The 19,334-nt window shown below is 73.7% G+C and carries 18 protein-coding genes; 11 read left to right on the top strand and 7 right to left on the bottom strand.

Annotated elements, in window-relative coordinates; genetic code table 11:
* Nucleotides 1–327 (bottom strand): hypothetical protein, encoded by a 327-nt coding sequence (locus tag ACFV9H_RS16340; protein ID WP_385398252.1) that lies wholly within the window; start codon nt 325–327, stop codon nt 1–3.
* 24 nt (nt 328–351) lie between these two features.
* Nucleotides 352–1,848, bottom strand: coding sequence for a hypothetical protein (locus ACFV9H_RS16335; RefSeq protein ID WP_385398250.1), 1,497 nt, complete (start codon nt 1,846–1,848; stop codon nt 352–354).
* Nucleotides 1,849–1,975: 127 nt separating this feature from the next.
* Between ACFV9H_RS16335 and ACFV9H_RS16330 the strand changes: the two genes are divergently transcribed.
* The 5 genes from ACFV9H_RS16330 to ACFV9H_RS16310 are packed head-to-tail and all read left to right on the top strand — an operon-like array spanning nt 1,976 to nt 7,308.
* Entirely contained in the window at nt 1,976–2,998 is a 1,023-nt protein-coding gene (locus ACFV9H_RS16330) for a 3-oxoacyl-ACP synthase III family protein (RefSeq protein ID WP_385398248.1), read from the top strand.
* Nucleotides 2,995–3,738: a glycosyltransferase family A protein gene (locus tag ACFV9H_RS16325; RefSeq protein WP_385398246.1), complete on the top strand. Its 744-nt coding sequence runs from the start codon at nt 2,995–2,997 to the stop codon at nt 3,736–3,738. The genes ACFV9H_RS16330 and ACFV9H_RS16325 overlap by 4 nt, the downstream gene beginning before the upstream one ends.
* Complete coding sequence (locus tag ACFV9H_RS16320) at nt 3,738–5,252, top strand: class I adenylate-forming enzyme family protein (protein ID WP_385398244.1); 1,515 nt, start codon at nt 3,738–3,740, stop codon at nt 5,250–5,252. Before ACFV9H_RS16325 ends, ACFV9H_RS16320 begins: the two co-directional genes overlap by 1 nt.
* Complete coding sequence (locus tag ACFV9H_RS16315) at nt 5,249–6,388, top strand: cytochrome P450 (RefSeq protein ID WP_385398242.1); 1,140 nt, start codon at nt 5,249–5,251, stop codon at nt 6,386–6,388. Before ACFV9H_RS16320 ends, ACFV9H_RS16315 begins: the two co-directional genes overlap by 4 nt.
* On the top strand, nt 6,385–7,308 hold the full coding sequence (locus tag ACFV9H_RS16310; protein WP_385398240.1) for an NAD-dependent epimerase/dehydratase family protein: 924 nt from the start codon (nt 6,385–6,387) through the stop codon (nt 7,306–7,308). The genes ACFV9H_RS16315 and ACFV9H_RS16310 overlap by 4 nt, the downstream gene beginning before the upstream one ends.
* Here the strand turns inward: ACFV9H_RS16310 and ACFV9H_RS16305 are convergent.
* From ACFV9H_RS16305 to ACFV9H_RS16285, 5 genes are all read right to left on the bottom strand, one after another.
* Nucleotides 7,298–7,882, bottom strand: coding sequence for an ATP/GTP-binding protein (locus tag ACFV9H_RS16305; RefSeq protein ID WP_385398238.1), 585 nt, complete (start codon nt 7,880–7,882; stop codon nt 7,298–7,300). The two genes, ACFV9H_RS16310 and ACFV9H_RS16305, sit on opposite strands and share 11 nt — an antisense overlap.
* Nucleotides 7,883–7,898: 16 nt before the next feature.
* Entirely contained in the window at nt 7,899–8,267 is a 369-nt protein-coding gene (locus ACFV9H_RS16300; protein ID WP_385398236.1) for a DUF742 domain-containing protein, read from the bottom strand.
* On the bottom strand, nt 8,267–8,674 hold the full coding sequence (locus ACFV9H_RS16295) for a roadblock/LC7 domain-containing protein (protein ID WP_385398234.1): 408 nt from the start codon (nt 8,672–8,674) through the stop codon (nt 8,267–8,269). The genes ACFV9H_RS16300 and ACFV9H_RS16295 overlap by 1 nt, the downstream gene beginning before the upstream one ends.
* Entirely contained in the window at nt 8,671–11,064 is a 2,394-nt protein-coding gene (locus ACFV9H_RS16290) for a nitrate- and nitrite sensing domain-containing protein (RefSeq protein ID WP_385398232.1), read from the bottom strand. The genes ACFV9H_RS16295 and ACFV9H_RS16290 overlap by 4 nt, the downstream gene beginning before the upstream one ends.
* A 253-nt stretch (nt 11,065–11,317) precedes the next feature.
* Nucleotides 11,318–12,859, bottom strand: coding sequence for a TerD family protein (locus tag ACFV9H_RS16285; protein WP_385398230.1), 1,542 nt, complete (start codon nt 12,857–12,859; stop codon nt 11,318–11,320).
* 108 nt (nt 12,860–12,967) lie between these two features.
* On the opposite strand from ACFV9H_RS16285, the gene ACFV9H_RS16280 reads away from it, so the two are divergent.
* From ACFV9H_RS16280 to ACFV9H_RS16255, 6 genes are all read left to right on the top strand, one after another.
* Nucleotides 12,968–13,093, top strand: coding sequence for a hypothetical protein (locus ACFV9H_RS16280; protein ID WP_385398228.1), 126 nt, complete (start codon nt 12,968–12,970; stop codon nt 13,091–13,093).
* Nucleotides 13,094–13,238: 145 nt separating this feature from the next.
* Nucleotides 13,239–15,122 (top strand): RiPP maturation radical SAM C-methyltransferase, encoded by a 1,884-nt coding sequence (locus ACFV9H_RS16275; protein ID WP_385398226.1) that lies wholly within the window; start codon nt 13,239–13,241, stop codon nt 15,120–15,122.
* Nucleotides 15,119–15,664, top strand: a complete 546-nt coding sequence (locus tag ACFV9H_RS16270) for a DUF5825 family protein (RefSeq protein WP_385398224.1) — start codon at nt 15,119–15,121, stop codon at nt 15,662–15,664. Before ACFV9H_RS16275 ends, ACFV9H_RS16270 begins: the two co-directional genes overlap by 4 nt.
* A gap of 3 nt (nt 15,665–15,667) precedes the next feature.
* Nucleotides 15,668–16,945: an MFS transporter gene (locus tag ACFV9H_RS16265; protein WP_385398222.1), complete on the top strand. Its 1,278-nt coding sequence runs from the start codon at nt 15,668–15,670 to the stop codon at nt 16,943–16,945.
* Nucleotides 16,946–17,014: 69 nt separating this feature from the next.
* Complete coding sequence (locus ACFV9H_RS16260; RefSeq protein WP_385398220.1) at nt 17,015–17,824, top strand: alpha/beta fold hydrolase; 810 nt, start codon at nt 17,015–17,017, stop codon at nt 17,822–17,824.
* 132 nt (nt 17,825–17,956) lie between these two features.
* Nucleotides 17,957–19,334: hypothetical protein (locus ACFV9H_RS16255; RefSeq protein ID WP_385398218.1), on the top strand; the 1,378-nt coding region annotated here is incomplete at its 3' end.

The raw sequence follows: 19,334 nt of genomic DNA, 5'->3' as shown, positions 1-19,334 counted from the left end.
TCAGCCGAGCAGGCGGGTGATCTCCTGGGCGAGGGCCAGCCCGGTGCTGCCCGCGCCGAGGCCGAGGGTGATGGTCTCCAGCGCCCGCCGGACCACTCCCGGTTCGGCGGGGCGCCGCTCCCGACCGGCCTGCTCCAGCTCGCCGTGCAGGGTCTGCGCGGCGGCGAGCCGGTCCTGGCCGGCGCCTTCGGCGCGCAGCCACTGCGCGAGCTCGGCGGCGAGGCGCAGGGTCCGCTCGGCGCCGTCCTGCTGTCCGATGTTGATGGTGCCGTTGTCCCCGAAGTTGCCGGGGCCGTTGATGTTCCCGTTGAAGTTGTACGTGGCCATCTCGGTCCTCCTCGTATCTGCGGGTCAGGGCCGCGCGGCGGCGCCGTGGCCCTGGTTGCCGTGCTGTGGTCCCGACCCGGGCTGGTTGATGGTGCCGCCGGCGCCGTAGTTGCCGGGGCCGTGGATGTCGCCCTGGAAGTTGTAGGTGGTGGTGTTGATGACCTGCTGCGCCTGGTCGTAGGAGGCGGTGTCGACGTTGTGGTCCTGTAGGAAGCGTTCGGTGGCGATCAGCACGCCCTGCTGGAGCCGCTGGAGGAAGTCCTGGGAGTCGGTGCGCTCGGAGAAGCCCAACTGGTTCCAGTCCGCGACCCGTTCGCGCAGACTGTCCACGGCCCCGTAGTCGTACAGCAGGTGCTTGCGGTCGATGTCGCGCCGCAGCCTCTCCAGGTCGCGGGCGCGCCGGCGCCGGTCGGCGCCGCGCCGCGAGAGCCGCGAGGCCGCGCCGAGCAGCAGCGGCAGGGTGGCGGACGTGGCGTACCGGAAGAGGTCCCACCAGCGTTCGAAGCCGCCCGCCGGCAGCCGGTGCACGCGGTGGAAGCGGGCCTGGAGCGGCGGGATGCCGTACGCCGCGACTTCCCAGGTGAGGCTGGGGTGCTGGAGGCGGGCCCGCAGGTGCATGGAGACGATGACGCGGCCGCCTTCGCCGGCGCGTTCCAGGCTGAGGTAGGTGCGCATGCCGGCGCCGGGCTGGACCAGGCCCGCCTGCACGAGCTGCTTGGGGATCTGGGCGCGCGGCCGGCGCAGCCGGTCGGGCAGCAGGTCGTCCCCGACGTAGGCGACGTGATCGCCTATGACGTACAGCCGGTTGCGGGCCCGCAGCCCCTTCAGGCCGGCGATGTGCTCCATCTCCTTGGCCACGAAGGTGTGCAGGTCGACGGCGTCGAAGGGTTTGATGGCGAGTTTGCCGCCGCCCGCAGGGTCGTCGGCGGGCCGGCTGACGTCGATGGGCTGCCAGACCATCTCCTTGATCTTCTGGCCGCTGCCGACGAAGGGGTTGGTGCGCTCGGCGTGCGCCGTGTACGGGACCACGTTGGCCCGCTTCTGCTCCAGCAGCCGGTTCTCCACCTCGGGGCCGACGCTCGGGGCGAGGTCCATCGGCCGGCCGGCGCCGTGCTCGACGGCCAGGGCCGCGGCCCGGGCCGCGTTCTCCGTGCGGTGGACCAGCCCCCAGGCCGTCCCGTACGCGAGGACGAGCGCACCGCCGGCCGCGTAGGCAAGCCCGGTCGTGCTCGTGACCAGCGCGTAGAGCCCGGCCGGTACGGCGGCCCACACGCCGACCGCGCAGAGCCAGGCCAGGCTCCGGTCCCGGGCGTCGATGCGTCGGGCGGCGGCCCGCGCGTGGCGGGCCAGCGCGATCAGGTCGATGCCGAGGGTCAGCCCGGTCGCCTTCAGCCGGTCCTCGGTGAGCTCCGTCTCGACCTCGCGGGCGTAGCCCTCGTCCAGGTGCGCTCCCGCACACAGCAGGCGCGTCACCGCGTCGTCGCGGTACTGGGCCAGTGTCGGTAATCGGCGAGCCGCCATTGCCGCCTCCTCCCCCGTGCTTCTTTGTCGCCTCACCCTATGTACTCAGGCGTCCGGTACGGGAGCGTGCGGAGAACTGAGCATCCGTACTCAGGCCCGTGGGCAGCCGAGTTGTCATCGTGAGGGCATGTTCATTCAGCCGTGTGATCCGCCGTCACGTGCCGGGATAACCGCCGTGGCCTGCCTGTTGCCCGAGGAGGCGCTGTCCTCGGACGACCTTCAGCGGGAGGTGGCGCTGCGCGCGGGCCTGACGCTGCCACCGAGGCTGTTGACTCAGGCCACCGGGATCGTCTCCCGCCGGGTCGCGGGCGAGGGCGTGTACGCCTCCACGCTCGCGGTGGGCGCGGCCCGTCGGGCGCTGGCCGCGGCCGGGCTCGGTCCGCTCGACGTGGATCTGCTGGTCTTCGCCTCCGCCTCCCGGGACCTGGTCGAGCCGGCCACCGCGCACATCGTGCAGGCGGAGCTCGGTTCGCGGGCGCACGCCCTGGACGTCACCAACGCGTGCAACAGCTTCGTGAACGGGATCGACCTGGCCCGGTCGATGGTCCTGGCCGGGCGGGCCCGGCGGGCCCTGGTGGTGACCGGGGAGACCCCGAGCCGGGCGGTGCGCAAGGACCCCGGCTCCCTCGCGGAGTTCCGTGACGCCTTCGCCGGCTACACGTTCGGCGACGCGGGTGCGGCGGTGGTCGTGGAGGCGGTGGAGCGGGGCGGGATCCTCGACGTGGACACCGAGACGCACTCGGAGCACTGGGAGGTCGGGGGCATCCCGGGCGGCGGGTCACGGCACCCGCGCGGGGACGAGTACACCTACTTCCGCGGGGACGGGCACGAACTGCGGGGGGTCTTCGAGAAAGTGGGCACGGCGGTCATCGACCGGACCCTGCACCGGACCGGGATGGACTGGGGCGACTTCGCCAGGGTGCTCGTGCACCAGGTGACGGTGCCGTACCTGGAGCGGTTCGCGGAGCTGACGGGCGTGCCGGCCGGGAAGCTGGTGGTGACCGTGCCCGAGCTCGGCAATGTCGCGAGCGCGAGCATCGGCGTCCAGCTGGACCGGGTGTTCGGTGAACTGGCGCCGGGGGAAAGGGTGTTGTTCGTGGGGCTGGGCGGCGGCATCAGCATCATGACCATGGTCTGGGAGAAGTCGTGAGCGGGGCGATGTGGGTGGTGGTGCCCGCGCACGAGGAGGAGGCCCGGCTCGCGGACACCCTGCGGGCGCTGGCCGCCCAGCGGGACCGGGACTTCACCCTGCTGGTCGTCGACAACGCCTCGGCGGACGGGACCGGCGCGATCGCCCGGGAGTTCGCGGCGGGCGCGCCCTTCCCGGTGGAGGTGATCGAGGAGCCGGAGAAGGGTGTCGGCTCGGCCGTGGACACCGGCTTCAGGCACGCGATCGGGCGGGGCGCGACCCTGCTCGCCCGCACGGACGCCGACTGCCTGCCCCGGCCCGGCTGGACCCGCGCCGCTCGGGCCGCGCTCGCCCACAGCCCCGGGCTGGTGTGCGGGCGGATCGTGGCCCGGCGCGACGAGCACGGGCCGCTCGGCCGGGCCGGTTTCGGGGTGCTCGTGGCCCTCGCGGCGCTGTTCGGGCGGCTGCGGCCGGAGCACTCCCGCCGCAGGGGCTACCGGGCCCCGTACCGGATGCACGCCGGGAACAACATGGCGATCACCGCCGACCTGTACCTGGCGGTCGGCGGCATGCCCCGGCGGCCCTCGCCCACCGACCGGCTCTTCCTCAACGCCGTACGCCGCCACACCGACCGGATCTCGCACTGCCGCGCGATGGTCGTGGAGAACTCGACGCGCCGCCTGCGGGCCTACGGGATCGCGGGCACCGCCCGCTGGTACCTCGACCAGGGCAGCGGCCGCCACGGAACGGACCCCCGCTGATGCTCGACCGACTCGACCACGCGCTGCGCACCCGCCCCGAGCGGCCCGCCGTGCTCACCGCCGGCCGTACGGGCGGCCCGAAGGTGCGCGCCACCCGCGGTGAACTCGCCGAGCTGTCCGACGCGTTCGCCGCCGCGCTGCACGCCCGCGGGCTGCGCGCCGGGGACACCGTGGGCGTGGCCGTGCGGCCCGGACCCCGGGCGCTGGCCGTCCTGCTCGCCCTGTGGCGGCTCGGGCTGCGCGGCGCCGTCCTCGACCCCGGCGCGGGGCCCGACGTACTGCGGGCCCGTCTCGCGCTGGCCCGGCCCGCGCTGGTGCTCGCCGACGCGGCCGCGCAGGCGGTGGCGGGCTGGGCCCGGCCGCTGGCCCGGCGGGCGGGGCTGGCGCTGCCGGACCTGGCCGGGCTGGGGCCGGTCGCCACCGTGGGGCCCCGGCTGCCGGGCTGCGCGCCCGCGCTGGAGCTCGGGGCGCCGCGCGTCGGGGTCCCCGTGCGCGGAGCCTCGGCCGCCGACGGGGATGCCGACGCGGTGATCGTGTTCACCTCCGGGACCACCTCCACGCCCCGGGCGGTGGTGCACACCCGGGCGAGCCTGGCCGCGGGGATGGCGAGCGTGTCCTCCCTGTTCGACGCGGGCCCCGAGGTGCCCGTACTCGGCGGCACCTTCTTCGTCCTCGTACCCGCCCTCACGCGCGGCGCCCCCGTGGCCCTGCCCGCCCGCGATCCCCGGGTGCTGTCCCGGCAGTTGAACCGGCTGCGCCCCCAGCACACCTATCTGACCCCGCCCCAGCTGCGGGACGCGCTGGACGCGGGCGCCCGCTTCCACGGCCGGGTGTGGACGGGCTCCGCGCCGGCGGGCGCCGGGCTGCTGGAGCGCGTGCGCGGTGCGGGCGCGGCGCAGGCGTGGGGGGTGTACGCGCTCACCGAACTGTTCCCGGCCGCTGCGGTCGAGGCGCGGGAGAAGTCCGCCTTCGAAGGTCCGGGCGACCTCGTCGGCACCCCGCTGCCCGGGGTCACGGCCGAGGTGGACGCGGACGGCCAGCTGCTGCTCGCCGGGGCCGCGGCCCGTCACCGCTACCTCGGGGAGGAGCCCGACGCGTGGGTGCGTACGGGCGACCGGGCGCGGCTGGACGGCGGGGGCCGGATCGTCCTCGAGGGCAGGGCCAAGGACATGGTGCTGCGCCGGGCCGAGAACATCTACCCGGGGCTGTACGAACCGGCCCTGCACGTGCCGGGGGTGGAGCTGGCCGTGCTCGTCGGCGTCCCGGCGGGCGACGGCGACGAACGCCTCGTCGCGGTGGTCCAGCCCCGGCGCGGCGCGGCCGAGGCCGCCCTGCGCGCGGCCCTCGCGGAACCGGTGCGGCGGATGGGCTCCGCCTGCCCGGACGCGCTCCTCTTCGCCCGGATCCCCCTGTCGGGGCGCTCCCGCAAACCTGACCGCGCGGCGGCCTCCGCGCTGGCGGCCCGGCGGCTGGGGGCGTCGGGCCCCGACTCGACGGAAGTGAACGCCCGATGAGCACCGATCCGTCCCGAACCGCGGCCCGGCGGCGGGACCGCCGGGTCTACCTGCGCAGCCACCCGTTCCTCTTCGCCCTGCTCGCCGCCACGCGCGGGCGGCCCGTACGCCGGCTCGGGCGGACCCTGCTCGTGCACGACGCGGACGCCTACCGGGAGGCGCTGACCCGGCTGCCGCTCGACCGGACGGCGGCCGGCACCACGGGCGGCGCCGCGCGGGCCGCGGGCGCCGGCGGCGTGCTGTTCGACCAGGAGGGCGCGGTCCACCGGGCGGAGCGGCGCGGGCTCGCCGTCGGCCTCGGCGCGGCCGGGGTGGAGGAACTGCGCGCGGTGTGGCGGCCGTTGCTGGTACGCCGCCTCGCGCCGCTGGCCCGCGGCGGCGAGGTGGACCTGGTGGAACTGGCGCGGGAGCTGTCCGGGTCGGTGGTGTGCGCCCTGCTGGGCTCGCCGGCCGACCCCCGGGCCGTGGCGGGGGCGGCCGCGGAAGCCGCCTCCGCTTCCGTACGCAGCCACCTCCCGGGCCCGCGCCGCCCGCGCGCCGAGGCCACCGCGACCCGAACGGCGGACCGCCTGCGCCGGCTGTTGGGAGCGGGCACCGACGCGCGACACGACCCGGCCGCGAGTCCCGGCTCCGGTGCCGTCGAGGACGGGTTGGCCGCCATGCTGGCCGTCGCCGCCGTCAACACCACCGTCGCCGCTCTGCCCCGGGCCGTGGCCTGGTGCGCCGACGCGGGGTTGTGGGAACAGGCCGCCGATGCCCGGCTGCGACCGGCGCTCGTCGACGAGTTGCTGCGGGTCACCGCGGCCTCGCCGTTGCTGCCCCGGGTGGCCGCGGCCGGCGGGGTCGTCGGTGGCCGCCCGGTGCGCGGCGGGGACCGGCTGCTGCTGGTGGCCCGGCACGCCGCCGAGGCGCACCGGCGCGATCCGGACGCGCACCGGCCGGCCGCGCCGGGTACCGGCCGGCTGGTGTTCGGGGCCGGGCCGCACGCCTGCCCCGGGGCTCGGTTGGCGCACGTCCAGCTGGCCGACGTACTGGAGGAGCTGGCCCCGTACCGGCCCGTGGTGACGCGGGCCCGGGTGGACCGGCGGGCCGCCCTGCCCGGCTGGCGCTCGCTGACGGTGAGGGCGGGCGCGTGAGCATCCGTATCGCGGTGACCGGGGCGAGCGGCTTCTGCGGCGGGCACGTGGCCCGGACGGCCGCCGCGCGCGGCGCGCAGGTGGTGTGCGTGGGCCGCCGGCCGGGGCCGGTGGGCGAACACCGGTTCTGGGACGCCGCCCAGGGCGACCCGGACCTCACGGGCACGGACGTGATCGTGCACTGTGCGGCGGCGGTCGGAGATCCGGCCCCCGGCCCCCGCGCCGAGGCGCGGATGCGCGCGGTCAACGTGGACGGCACGCAGCGGCTGCTGCGGGCGGCGGCCGGGCGGCCCGTGGTGTGGGTGAGCAGCGCCAGCGTGTACGACCCGCGCACGGACCGGACCCTGGTCGGCGAGGACCATCCGCGCACCGGCCACCTCAACGCCTACGGCCGCACCAAGGCGGCGGGCGAGGCGCTCGCCCTGGCGGCGGGTGCGGTGGTGCTGCGGCCGCGGGCCGTCTACGGCCCCGGGGACACCCAGCTGCTGCCCCGCCTGCTGTCCCGGGTCCGGGCCGGGACCCTGCTGCTGCCGGGCCCGGACGTCCGGCTCAGCCTCACAGCGGTGGAGAACCTCGCCGAGGCCTGCCTGGCGGCGGCGTCCGGCTGGGCCCCGGGCGCGTACAACGTGGCGGACGCGCGACCCTACGGTCGCGACGAGGCCGTGCGGGAGGTCCTGCGGGCCCACGGGGTGCGGGCCAGGATCCGTCACCTGCCGCTGACCTTGGCCCGTACGGCGGCCCGGATCGCGGAGTCCCTGCCGACCGCCGAACCGCCCCTCAGCCGCTACGCGGTGGACCAGTTGGCGCATCCGGTGGTGCTGGACCTGACCCGGGCCCGCGCCCAGGGCTGGGCCCCGCGCCGGACGCTCGCCGACTACGCGGCCGCGGTGGCCGCCGCCCGCCGGGGGGTCAGCCGCTGACGGCCGCCGGGGCCTGCGCGTTCACGATGAGCAGGTCGAGGAGCGCCAGCAGGCAGGCGCGGACGTCCGCACGGGAGCGCGCGTCGAGCATGAGGACGGGCGTGTTCGGGTCGCGCAGGTGCAGGGCCGCCGCGATCTCCTCGGCGGTGTACGGCTGTTCGCCGTGGAAGCAGTTCGCGCCGACCACGAACGGCAGTCCGCGGCTCTCGAAGAAGTCGACGGCCGGGAAGCTGCGGTCGAGGCGGCGCGTGTCGACCAGCACGATCGCCCCGAGCGCCCCGGCCAGCAGGTCGTCCCACATGAACCAGAAGCGCTCCTGGCCCGGTGTGCCGAACAGGTAGAGGACGACTCCGGCGTCGGTGAGCGTGATCCGACCGAAGTCCATGGCCACGGTGGTGACCGTCTTGGACTCGATGCCGTCGAGGTCGTCGACGCCGACACCCGCGGCGGTCAGCCGCTCCTCGGTGCGCAGCGGCTCGATCTCGGAGATCGTCTCCACCAGGGTGGTCTTGCCGACTCCGAACCCACCGGCGATGAGGATCTTGACCGGGGCCGATTCCCGGGGGGCGGGCACGTCGTCAACGGGCAGGCTATATCCGGGCAAGGCTGTCCCTGATTCTCATGAGCAGGTGGAGGTCGGTGGTCTCGGCGGCCGCCAGCGGCGCCCGGTGGTGGATCAGCCCGCGGTCGGCGAGTTCACCGAGGAGCAACGTCATCGGGGTGAGGCGGATGTGCATCCGCGCCGCTATCTCGGCGACCGCCCGGCCGCCCGGCGCCGCACACATGGCAAGGATCTCCTGCCACTCCGTGGGCATCCCGGCACGGGCGTCCTCGGCCACCGCCGCCGTGATCGTGGTGTCCATGGTGAGGACGGTGTGCGCGGCGGCTGTACGTCCGTCGGTCAGGGCGTACAGCCGCGTCCGGCGGCGGTTCGCGGGCTGTGGCTCGTCCTGCGGCATTACGCGGTCGGCACCTGGCCGCGCTCGGGGGTGCCAAGCCACTCGCCGAGCGCCTGGGCGGTCCGTACGGCCTCGCCGCCCAGCTCCCCGAGCCGCGCCTTGCGGGAGGTCACCACGATGAGCGTGCTGCCCTCACCGCACCCGACGATGCAGAGGTACCTGTCGTCCATCTCGACCAGCTGGCGGATGACGCGGCCGCCCTCGACCTCCCGGGAGATCGCCTTCATCGTGGCCGCGATGCCGGAGGCGGCCGCCGCCATGCGGTCGGCCTGGGGTTCGTCCAGCAGGTACGCGCTGAGCTTGATGCCGTCGTTGGACAGGAGCACGGCTCCCTGGATGCCGGCGATCCTGCTCAGGTTGTTGTCCAGGACGCTGTAGATCATTTCGGTTGATGAGGTAGTAGTCATGGCCGATCCCGTCGGAGCTCTTCTTCCACTGTCTGGGTCCCGTGTTCGTAGTCCGCCCAGGCGTCTGCCACCTCTTCCGGTGTCGCCGTGTCCTGCCGGACGGCTGTTTCCGGGGCGCGGGGCGCCCGCAGCTGCTCGGCGATGTGGGTCTGCGGGACGCGCTCGGGCAGGGCCGGCCGGGTGGGGGCGGCCGCCAGGGCGGGCCGGACCGCGGGCTCGGGCTCGGCCTCGACCGCGGGCTCGGACGCGGACTCGGACGCGGGAACACGCGCGGGCAGCTTCGTGCGGCGGCTCGGCAACCCGGCGGCCGTGAGCGGGACCGGCTCGGCTGTCCGTTCCTCGGGGCGCGGAGCGGGGAGGGCGGCGGGCACGGTTTCCGGAGCGGGCGCGAGCGCGGGCAAGGGCACGGCCGCGGACACGGCCGCGGCAGCCGCCGTCGGCTTGGGCTCGCGCGGCGCTTCCCCTTCGCTCTCCACCAGCAGTGCCCCGGGGAGGATCACCACCGCGGAGGTCCCTCCGTACACCGACCGGCGCAGGGTGACGGTCGCCCGGAGTTGATCGGCGAGGTGTCCGACCACGAAGAGCCCGAGCCGGTGCGCGTTCTGCGCCAGGACGGAGTACGGCGGGGCCTGGTGCAGGCGCCCGTTCATCTCCTCGTACCGCTCCGGGGACACCCGCGGCCCGCGGTCCTCGATCTCCACCGACAGCCCGTCCGCGACCAGTTCGGCGCGGATGACCACCTTGGACCGCGGCGGGGAGAACCGGGTGGCGTTGTCCAGCAGCTCCGCGAGCAGGTGGCTGATCTGGCTGATCGCGCGCGGTTCCACGCTGGTCTCGTCCAGGGCCTGCCGCTCGATGCGACGGAAGTCCTCCACCTCCGCGGCGGCTTCGCGCAGCAGGTCGGCGATGCGCATGGGCTCGGTGTGCGGGTCGGGGACCTCGCCGCCCGCCAGGATGAGGAGGTTCTCGATCTGCCGCCGCATGCCGACCGTCAGCTGGTCGGCCCGCATCAATTGGGCGAGCAGTGCCTGGTCGTGGCCGAAGGTGTCCTGGAGGTCCTCGGTGAGGCTCAGCTGGCGGCTGACCAGGTTTCCGGTGCGCGAGGCGATGCCCGTGGCGAACAGACCGAACCCGTGGCGCTCGTCCGCGAGCTGCCGGTGCCCGTCGACGGACACGGCGACGGCCCGCGCGAACGCGTCGCTGACGCGCCCGACCTCGTCCCGGTCTCCGCGTACCGTCGGCAGGACGTCCACGTCGACGGACTGTCCGCGCTGGAGCCGGGCGATCACGTCGGGGAGGGTTTGCTCGGCGACGGTCACCGTGCGTTCGTGCAGGTCGTGCAGGCGGCGGAGCATCGACCGCGTGGTGAAGACGACGATGACGACGACGACCAGCAGACCGGCGCCGCTTCCCCCGATCAGCCAGGCGACCTCGGTCTCCAGCTCCGCGGCTTTGGCCTCGCTACGCGTGAGCACCTTCCGCGCCCGGTCGATGTTGAGCGTGGCCATCTGTGTCGAGAAGTTCGCGTGCGCGGACCGCCAACCGCCGACCTCGGCGGGCAGCTTGATGCCGGACGCGACGTCCGTGTGCTTGGAGATGATCGCGTTCTCGATGCGGACCTTCGCCTGCCAGTCCGGGGAGGCGACGATCCGCTCGTAGAACTGCCGGTCGCCGTCGGGCAGGTACGGCACGATCCACGTCTCGTACAGGTACCGATGGGCACCCACGGCACTGATGAACTGGTCGTAGCCGGCGGAGTTGAGTTCCCTGGTCGGCCCGGAGAGGGCCAGCAGCGTGTCCTCGCGCGCCACCATCTCGGTGGCCGACAGCATGGACACCACGGGCCGGCTCTCCTGGACGAGTTCGGCGTCGTCCGCGTGGCTGAACTCCCGCTGGTACGCCTGGATGACCGCGCCGATCACCCCGGTGTAGTAGGCGAGCGTGCTGTCGGCGCCGCCGGTGTGGGCGTCCGCGCGCTGACGGAAGGCCGCCAAGCCGTCGAGCCGCCTGTTCACTTCCTGGAAGGAGGCGTTCGGACCGGCCGCCAGCCGACGGAATTCGGCCGCGGCCAGGTCGGTGGCCTCGCGCCGGATCCGCAGCTCGTCCTCGGACCCGGCGGTGCCCGCCCACAGCGCGGCGGTCGTCGTCCGCTCGGCCTGCATGTCGACCATGAGCGTGTACAGCGGTGCGCCGATCCGCTCGGCGGCCGCGACATCGTCCCGCAGGTGGTCCGACTGCGTCAGCAACCGCTCCGCGGTCACCGCCACTTGGGCTCCCATCGCCACGGTCGGGACCACCGCCAGCCAGATGAGCAGGGTGCGCAGGCGCACCCGGCGCCGCCGTCGGGCCGTCGACTGCCCTCGTACGCCTTCGGGTTCTATGGCAGACATCGGACCTCGGGAACGGGGCGGCGGTGACAGGGGTGCCGATCATAACCAGCCATCCCGAGGAAACAGATAGGTGTCTTCCGCGACCAAAGCGTGCTATCGGCGACGGATCATGGCAGGCGAGAGACGAGATCGGAACCCAACCGCGATGTCTCCGACATCAAGGCGGGCCCTCCCGACCGTCACGCGGTCGAAAGGGCCCACCGGGGTACGAGGGGCCTGCCCCCGTCTCGCGAGGGGTCGGCTCGTCAGCTGCTCAGGACCTGCTCCACCAGGACCGTCCCTGGGCGGTGCGGATGTCGGTCACGCTCGCCATGCCGTCGTCGTTCGACGGCCCGCTGCGGGGCTGCAGCCCCTTCAACCGGGCCCGCCACGGCCCGTCCGCGTACTCCAGCTGCACGATGACCGGGCCCTCGGGCAGGGGCACGGCCTCCCGCCGCTTGCCGACCTCGCTGACGACGTTCTCTTCCTCCGGGAGCGCGGTGGGGTCGTCGTGCCCCGCCAGTTCGTAGAAGTTGACCTTGAGGTAGTCGTCGCCGCGGTACTGGATGACGAGGTCTGCCGTTCCGCCGGTGTGCAGCAGGACGTCGGGGCCGCCGCCCTCCAGCTCCTCCTCCGTGAGGCGCGTCGCCGCGGCCACCGGCAGTACCCGCAGCTGCCACGGGCCTTCCGCCTTCAGCTTCAGCCGCAGCCGCCCGCTCCCGGGGACTTGGGTGAGCACCCGGCCCCGGTAGTTCTCCTCACAGCTGCTGATGAGGTTGTCGCCCTCCTTGTTGAACCGGGTGAGAGGCCACAGGCCCGTGTATCCGTCGCCCCGGATGGCGAGTTCGAAGATGACCGGCCCGGGCGGCAGCCCCTCCACCGTGATCACGTCGTTGTCCCGGCCGGACTGCGCGTACGGCTCGAAGACGGCACCGTACGACCAGTGGCCCGCCGCGGGGACCTCGGGCGCGGGCTGCGGAGGCCCCTGAGCGGACACCGGGGCCGGAGCCGCCTGCATGGACACCGGGGCCGGAGCCGGGGCGGGGACTTGCCCCGGAGCGGGAACCTGGAACGGAGCCGGGGCAGGAGCCGCAGCCGGTGCCGGTGCCGGAACCTGGAACGGCACTGGGCCAGGAGCCGGGACCTGGAACGGAGCCGCGGGCGCAGCCGGTGCCGGGGCCTGGAACGGCACCGGGCCAGGAGCCGGGACCTGGAACGGAGCCGCGGCAGCAGCCGGAGCCTGGACCGGAGCCGGAGCCGGAACCTGGAACGGCACCGGGGTCTGGATCGGAGCCGGGGTCTGGACCGGAGCCGCAGCCGGCGCCGGTGGTGCGTCCGCCACGTCCACTCCGTGGTCCGTCACCAGGCCGACGAGCCCGTTCACGTACCCCTGGCCCACCGCGCGGAACTTCCAGCCCCCCGCCCGCCGGTACAGCTCAGCGAGCACCATCGCCGTCTCCCCGCCGGCGTCGGTCACCTCGTACCGCGCGACCGACGTACCGTCCGGCGCGAACGACTCCACGGACAGCCCGTGGACGTTCCGCATCGCGCCGCCCTCCGTCGACCCGACGACGAGGACGCGGACGATTTCGTCCTCGACCGCCGTGAGAGACGCCTCCAGCCACGCCGTTCCGTGCGCGTCCCCGAGCAGCCGTACGGCGCCCGAAGGATGGACCGGCGCACCGTGGAACACGATGTCACCGTCCCCCCGGACCCGGCCCTGCTCCGTCAGCAGCAGCGCCGATACGTCCAGCCCGTTGCGCACTGCGACCCGCAGCGGCACGGTCGGAACGAAGGCATTGCCCCCCTTGATCATGTCCCCTCCCCAAATCGATCACTCACGCTAACCCACGGCCGGAATCATCTCTTGCGTACCACGAGTAACACCCTTTAGGGTCACCGGACTTGAGGAACGGGAGGAACCATGGAAAGCAACAAGGCACCAGAGGACGACACCCGAACCAAGCCAGAGATCAAGAAGGTGGCCGTCCGCGACGAGAACAGGAAGCGCGACCGGCTCACCATCGACAAGCGACCGGCGTCGTCCTGACCGGGCGGGAGTCGGCGCTCGGCGTGGCACTGCGGACGCCGGGCGCCGACGCCCCGTGCCGGGCCGTCGCCGGGCCGGCCGGGCGGGCGAAGCACGGCCAGGCGGAGCACGGCCAGGCGGAGCACGGCCGGGCGGGGAGGACCCCATGCGCGTTCATCTGGTGACCATGCCCTGGCAGCCGATCGACCTGCCCTCGCTCCAGATCGGCCTGCTGCACGGCCTGCTGACCCGCACGCGGCCCTCCGACGAGGTCCGCGAGTTCCACGGCTCGCTGCGGTGGGCGGAATTCCTGCTGGAGCGGACGGACGGACTGCTGCGCCCGGCCGACCATGCCGAGGTGGGCAGCGACTCGATCTTCGACGGGCTCGGCGACTGGGTCTTCTCGGGCGTCCTCTACGCGGACCCCGACTGGGGCGTCGCGCGGCTCGCCGCGTACGCGGAGCGGCGCGGGATCCCGGTCGACAAGGCGCGCGCCATGCGGGTCCACGCGGCGGAGTTCGTGTCCCGCAGCGCCGCCGAGATCCTCGCCGATGACCCGGACGTCGTCGGGTTCACCAGCACGTTCATGCAGAACGTGGCCTCGCTCGCGCTCGCCGCCGAGCTCAAGCGCCGCCGTCCCGGGCTCACCGTGGTCTTCGGCGGCAGCAACTGCGACGGGCCGATGGGCCACGCCCTGCACCGCAACCATCCCTTCGTCGACCACGTGGTGCGCGGGGAGGGGGAGTACGCGTTCCCCGCCCTGCTGGCCCATCTGGACGCCGGGACCCCGCCCGTCGACGTACCGGGCCTGTGCTGGTGGGACGGCGGGACCTCGCGGGCGAACGAGGAGTCTCGCCGTACGGTGGCGCCGCGCGACATGGCCTCGCCCGACTACGACATCTGGCAGGCGGAGCTGGACGCCTCCCCGGTGGCCGAGTACGTCCGTCCGAAGCTGGTCGTGGAAGGCGCGCGCGGGTGCTGGTGGGGCGAGAAGCACCATTGCACGTTCTGCGGTCTCAACGGCTCGGCGATGGCGTTCCGCGCCAAGCCCGGCGAGCAGTTGTGGGCCGAAGTCGACCGGCTCGTCCGGCGACACCGGATCCTCGACATCGTCACTGTCGACAACATCATCGACATGTCGTACTTCACGGACTTCCTGCCGCTCGCCGCCGACAGCGGCTGGGACCTCCTGATGCACTACGAAGTCAAGTCCAACCTCACCACGGACCAGCTGGCGCTCCTGGCCCGCTCGGGCGCGGTGCACATCCAACCGGGGATCGAGAGCCTCAACAACCGCGTCCTCGACCTCATGGACAAGGGCGTCACCGGCTCCCGCAACGTGCGCACGCTCCGGGAATGCGCCGACCGGTCGCTCACGTGCACCTGGAACTACCTGTACGGCTTCCCGGGCGAGACGGCGGACGACTACGACGCGGTCGTCGACCAGTTCCCCGCGCTCGTCCACCTGCAGCCGCCGGGCGGCGCGTTCCGCATCCAACTGGAGCGGTTCAGCCCGCACTTCGCCGATCCCGCCCTCGGCTTCGCCGAGCGGACCCCGGCCGAGATGTACGGCCACGTCTACGACCTCCCCGAGGAGGAACTGGCCGATCTGGTCTACCTCTTCGACACCCCGCCGCGCGGGATCGGCGGCAGGACGGAGAAGCGGCTCGCACGGGCCGTCGAGGACTGGCGGGCCGGGCACGCCGGTTCGACGCTGCTGATGGAATCCGGCGCGGACGGCGACCTGCTGGTCCACGATCGGCGGCGCGGGTGGCCGGCACGGACGCACCGGCTGACCGGCTGGGAGGCCGCCGCGTTCCGGCACCTGGGGCACGGCCGCTCCGCGCCCGCCCTGCACCGGCTCCTCACCGAGGAGGGACATCCGGTCAGCCCCGGGCGGCTCACGCGGTGGCTCGGCGAGGGCGTGTCCCTGGGACTGCTCTTCTTCGACGGACGGTCCTACGTGTCGCTGCCTCTGCGGAACGCTCCGGTCCGCACCGTCGCCGCCGGGGCCGAGGCCGGGGCCGACGCCGAGGCGGTGGCCATATGACCGGCGGGCAGGTCGTGGTGGACGAGCCGCTGCCGCTGGGCACCGGCGGACGCGACACGGCGGAGGCCGTGCGCTTCCTGCGCGAGTGCCAGAGTCAGGCGCTCACGGTGCGCTGGGTCCCGGACAGCGACACCCTGCCCTTCGACACCGGGCTGCTGCACCACCTACCCCCACCGGCTGCCCGTCCCGCCTACCCGGGCGGTTCCGACGGGTCCGGCGGGTCCGACGGCTCCGACGAGGCGGCCGTGTGGCGGTCCCGGTACGCGTACGGCCTGCTCTACCACCGCCGCGGGCCGGATTTCGTGACGGTCATGGACCGCAGGGACCCCTCGGCCTCGGCCCGGTTCACCATCGACCAGCCCGCACTGCTCGCCGCGTTCCTCGCCGTGCAGGAGACCACGGCCCTCGACGAGCTCGACGCGACGCACCGCGAGGCCGTGTCCCTGTTGGCGGAGGAACGTCTCGTCCTGGTCACCCAGGGGTGGGCGGTGGCGTTGCCGCCGCGCCTGCGCCGCTGGCCCGTCCCCTGCACGAGCGTCTGACCCGTGACCTCGTCGCCGACCCGACCCTCGTCCACGGCCACCGACCGCGCCGGCACGCCGTGGAGTGCGCTGCGGCGGCACCGCCCGTTCCTGCTCCTGTGCGGCGAACAGGCGGCCAGCTCCGTCGGACGACAGATCACCGCGCTGGCACTCGCGCTGCTGGCCGTCACCCGGCTGGACGCGGGCCCGTTCGGGGCGTCGGCGCTGCTGGCCCTGACCTACCTCCCCGGCGCCGTGCTCAGCCCCCTCGCCGGTGTGCTCGCCGACCGGGCCCGGCTGCGCACCCTGACCGTCACGCTCACCTCGCTGCAGGTGGTCGTCGTCGGTTCGGTCCCGCTCGCCGGCGCGCTCGGGAGGCTCGGTCTGCCGCACCTGTACGCGGTGGCCGCCCTGTCGGGCGCGCTGACCTGGACCCTCTCGGTTGCGCTGCAGGCGGCGCTGCCCCGGGTGGTCCGGCCCGAGCAGCTCCTGACCGGCAACTCGGCCCTGACCGGCGCCCGTACGGCGGGCCAGATCGGCGGGCCCGCCCTGGGCGGCGTCCTCGTCGCCCTCGTCGGGGCGTCCCCCGCCCTGCTCGCGGGCAGCGCCGCCTACGCCGTCGAGGCCGTGCTGCTGTTCGCCCTGCCCGCGTCGCTGAACAGACCGGCCGAGCCCACCCGACGCCGGGGCCCCCGGCTCGCCGCGCTGCGCGAGGGGCTCGCGGTGGTCCGGACGGAGCCGGTGCTGCGCCGACAGGTGCTCGCGGGCGCCGGGTTCAATCTCGGCAGCGGGGCCGCGGACGCGCTCTTCGTGGTGTACGCCAGCCGGGAACTCTCCCTGCCCGCATGGCAGTTGGGGCTCGTCTACGCCGCGTTCAGCGTGGCCACCGTCGCCGGAGTCCTCCTCGCCGGCCGGTTCGCGACGTCCATCGAGCTGTACCGGGCGACACGGATCTGCGCGGTGGTGGCAGCCCTCGCGATCTTCCTCGTTCCGGCGGCGTCGCTGGGGCTCGCCTTCCCGGCGCTGCTCGCGTACCAACTGCTCTTCGGCATCACGGCGACGGTGTGGGCGATCTCCATGACGACCACCCAGCAGCTGATCGCCCCACAGCACCTCCAGGGCCGCGTCGCCGGCTTCGCCCAGGCGGCGCTCCTGACGACCGTCCCGGTCGGGGCCCTGTCCGGAGGCGCGCTGGCGGGCCGGCTGGGCAACGTACCCGTCCTGACCGGCGCGGCGGCGACGGCGCTCCTGGCCGCGTCCTGCTTCTGGCTGCCCGTGCGCCCATCCGGTCGCGACGCGTAGCGGGCTCCCCGGGTGTGATCCACACTCGATTCGGGCGCCGTGTCCGCGGCCGAACACGGGAGGTGGCCGATGCCGCGCTTCGTCACGACCGACGACGTGAGCCTGCACTACTACGACGAGGGTGAAGGCCGTCCGGTCGTACTGATCTCCGGCTACGGCCAGCCCGCCGACGACTGGGCACTGCAATGGGAGGCGCTGCGCGGGGCCGGACTCCGGGTGATCTCGCTGGACCGACGCTGGGCCGGCAGCTCGGACCGCCCGCCGTACGGGCTGCGGATGTCGCGGGGCGGCCAGGACGTGCGGGAGCTGCTGGACCACCTGGACCTGGACGGCGTGCTGCTGGTGGGCCAGTCGATGGGCGCCGCGCACATCTGGGCGTACGTCGGCCTCTACGGGTGCGAGCGGCTGGCCGGGGTGGTCAGCATCGACCAGAGCCCGAAGATGCTGAACGGTTCCGGCTGGAACAACGGCTTCTACGGACTGACCGAGGAGAACGTCGGAACCTTCTTCCTCAACCCGGAGAACGTGTTCAACACCGGGCACGGCCGCCTGTGGCAGGATCCCCTGGAACTGGAAGGCAGGATCCGTGCGGCCGGGGGAAAGACCGCGAAACCCGACATCACCCCCGACACCTTCCCGCTGATGTTCGACCACGCCTGCCAGGACTGGCGCGACGTGGTCGCCCGGATCACCGTCCCCGCATTGATCGTCGCGGGCGAGCAGAGCCAGTTCTGGCCGCCCGAACACGCCCGCGCCACCGCCGCCCTCAGCCCCTTGGCCAGGGCCGTCACCGTCCCCGGAGCCGGCCACGCCGCCCACGTGGACAAGCCGGAGGCGGTCAACGCACTGCTGCTGGAATTCGCGGCCTCCCTGCGCTGACGACCGCGCGCGTGGCCCGGGATCGGCCCGGCCCGTCGGAGCGCGGCGCCAACGTTCCTGTGTCACCGCGTTGTTCGCGTCCGGCATGCCGGACGTCAGCCGTAGGCTGTTGTCGGAAATCAAGGGGAGACGATGACTGACGACCGCGAGGCAATGGTTCCGGTGTGGACGCTGGCGACTGGTGACGTCCGGGTGCCCGCATTGGCCGGAGACGAGCCGATGACGGCTGAGCGCTTGGCTGAACTGCGCAGTGTGCTGGCCGTCCTGGCCAATGAGCCGATTGGCACACTTGAGGCGCATCCGCTGCCCGACAAGCTCGACCGCAGCCGAGGTATCCCGCTCGATGCCGCGAGTCCCTTGGCAGAGCACCTGTCGAAGCTCATCACGCAATCAGCGCGCGGTTCCTCTGTGGCGGCTACGGCGACCGCTGCCGGCGAAGGCCTGTATCGCATGGTGGTTCCGGCGAAGGTCGTCGCCCAGCTCGGTCAGGGCATCGTCCGCCCGATGGCGTCGAAGGCGGCGGCCGGTGGCATCCACGGAGCACTCGTGAACTCAACGGGCATCGCCGCCCAGGCGACGTTCGTGCCGGTCGGTAAGGCGGCGGCGGCAGGCGCGGTCGGTGGAGCCGGTGCGACGGCCGGCGTCGCGGCCGCCGGCAGCGCGGCACTGACCGTGGCCGCGCCGCTCGTGCTCATGGCGATAGCGGTGGGGGTGAGCGCGAATGCCGACTACCAGCGCCAACAGGCTGTCGAACGCATCACGGAGCTGCTGGAAGAACTGCACGAACAGAAGCTCGCTGACGAGCGCAACGAACTCGACGGCTGCCGCGACGCCATTGAGAAGGCAACCGCCGTCCTGTTCGACCAAGGCAAGCTCGGTGTCTCGCTGGGGCTGGACTCGGCGGTGCATGCCATCAGCAAGGCGCTGGCCGCCACTGACCGCCGCCTTGCCAAGTGGCAGAGCGCACTCGACAAGCTGCCCGACGGCAAGCCCGTCGAGATCGGCACGCTGAACAAGTCGTTCCCCGGTGTCGACGACGACGGCGGCAAGTTCCGCACCCACCTCGAACTCGCCGCCTTGGCCATCGCGCTGAAGCGGCGGGTCATCGTCCTGCAGGCCGTCGAGCATGCCCAGATCGACCCTGGCAACCTGTTCGCGAACTTCACCCGCGCACTCAAGGCCGACCAGCAGCGCCTCGACAGACTGGAGTCGAGCATCGCCGGGGTCCTGAAGCGCCTGTCGGCGCTGGAGCCGGCACGCACGTCCAGTTTGCTGCCCCTGATGCACATCGGTGACGTCGATCGCCTACTGCGCGCGGCAAACGGGCTGCACAAGCTGGGCGACGGCGTCGTGGTCAACAGCCCCACGACCGACGCGGCGATTGAGATCGCCCGCGACAAGGACGGCTCGCTGGTCGTGGGGGGGGGGGGGGGGGCGGGGGGGGGGGGGGGGGGAGGCGGGGGGGGCACCCCGGGCGGCCGCGGGGGGGTGGGGCGCGGGGTGTCTCGGG

It is taken from the genome of Streptomyces sp. NPDC059874, assembly GCF_042731135.1.
Lineage (GTDB): Bacteria > Actinomycetota > Actinomycetes > Streptomycetales > Streptomycetaceae > Streptomyces.
The sequence above is the reverse complement of the archived record's forward strand: the minus strand, read 5'-3'. Positions and strand labels throughout refer to the sequence as shown.

Coding starts and splice junctions, on each gene's coding strand:
- ACFV9H_RS16335 (WP_385398250.1), bottom strand. CDS start 1,848: ATGGCGGCTCGCCGATTACCGACACTGGCCCAGTACCGCGACGACGCG.
- ACFV9H_RS16295 (WP_385398234.1), bottom strand. CDS start 8,674: ATGACTACTACCTCATCAACCGAAATGATCTACAGCGTCCTGGACAAC.
- ACFV9H_RS16270 (WP_385398224.1), top strand. CDS start 15,119: ATGACCGGCGGGCAGGTCGTGGTGGACGAGCCGCTGCCGCTGGGCACC.
- ACFV9H_RS16340 (WP_385398252.1), bottom strand. CDS start 327: ATGGCCACGTACAACTTCAACGGGAACATCAACGGCCCCGGCAACTTC.
- ACFV9H_RS16275 (WP_385398226.1), top strand. CDS start 13,239: ATGCGCGTTCATCTGGTGACCATGCCCTGGCAGCCGATCGACCTGCCC.
- ACFV9H_RS16330 (WP_385398248.1), top strand. CDS start 1,976: ATGTTCATTCAGCCGTGTGATCCGCCGTCACGTGCCGGGATAACCGCC.
- ACFV9H_RS16260 (WP_385398220.1), top strand. CDS start 17,015: ATGCCGCGCTTCGTCACGACCGACGACGTGAGCCTGCACTACTACGAC.
- ACFV9H_RS16320 (WP_385398244.1), top strand. CDS start 3,738: ATGCTCGACCGACTCGACCACGCGCTGCGCACCCGCCCCGAGCGGCCC.
- ACFV9H_RS16280 (WP_385398228.1), top strand. CDS start 12,968: ATGGAAAGCAACAAGGCACCAGAGGACGACACCCGAACCAAGCCAGAG.
- ACFV9H_RS16290 (WP_385398232.1), bottom strand. CDS start 11,064: ATGTCTGCCATAGAACCCGAAGGCGTACGAGGGCAGTCGACGGCCCGA.
- ACFV9H_RS16285 (WP_385398230.1), bottom strand. CDS start 12,859: ATGATCAAGGGGGGCAATGCCTTCGTTCCGACCGTGCCGCTGCGGGTC.
- ACFV9H_RS16315 (WP_385398242.1), top strand. CDS start 5,249: ATGAGCACCGATCCGTCCCGAACCGCGGCCCGGCGGCGGGACCGCCGG.
- ACFV9H_RS16300 (WP_385398236.1), bottom strand. CDS start 8,267: ATGCCGCAGGACGAGCCACAGCCCGCGAACCGCCGCCGGACGCGGCTG.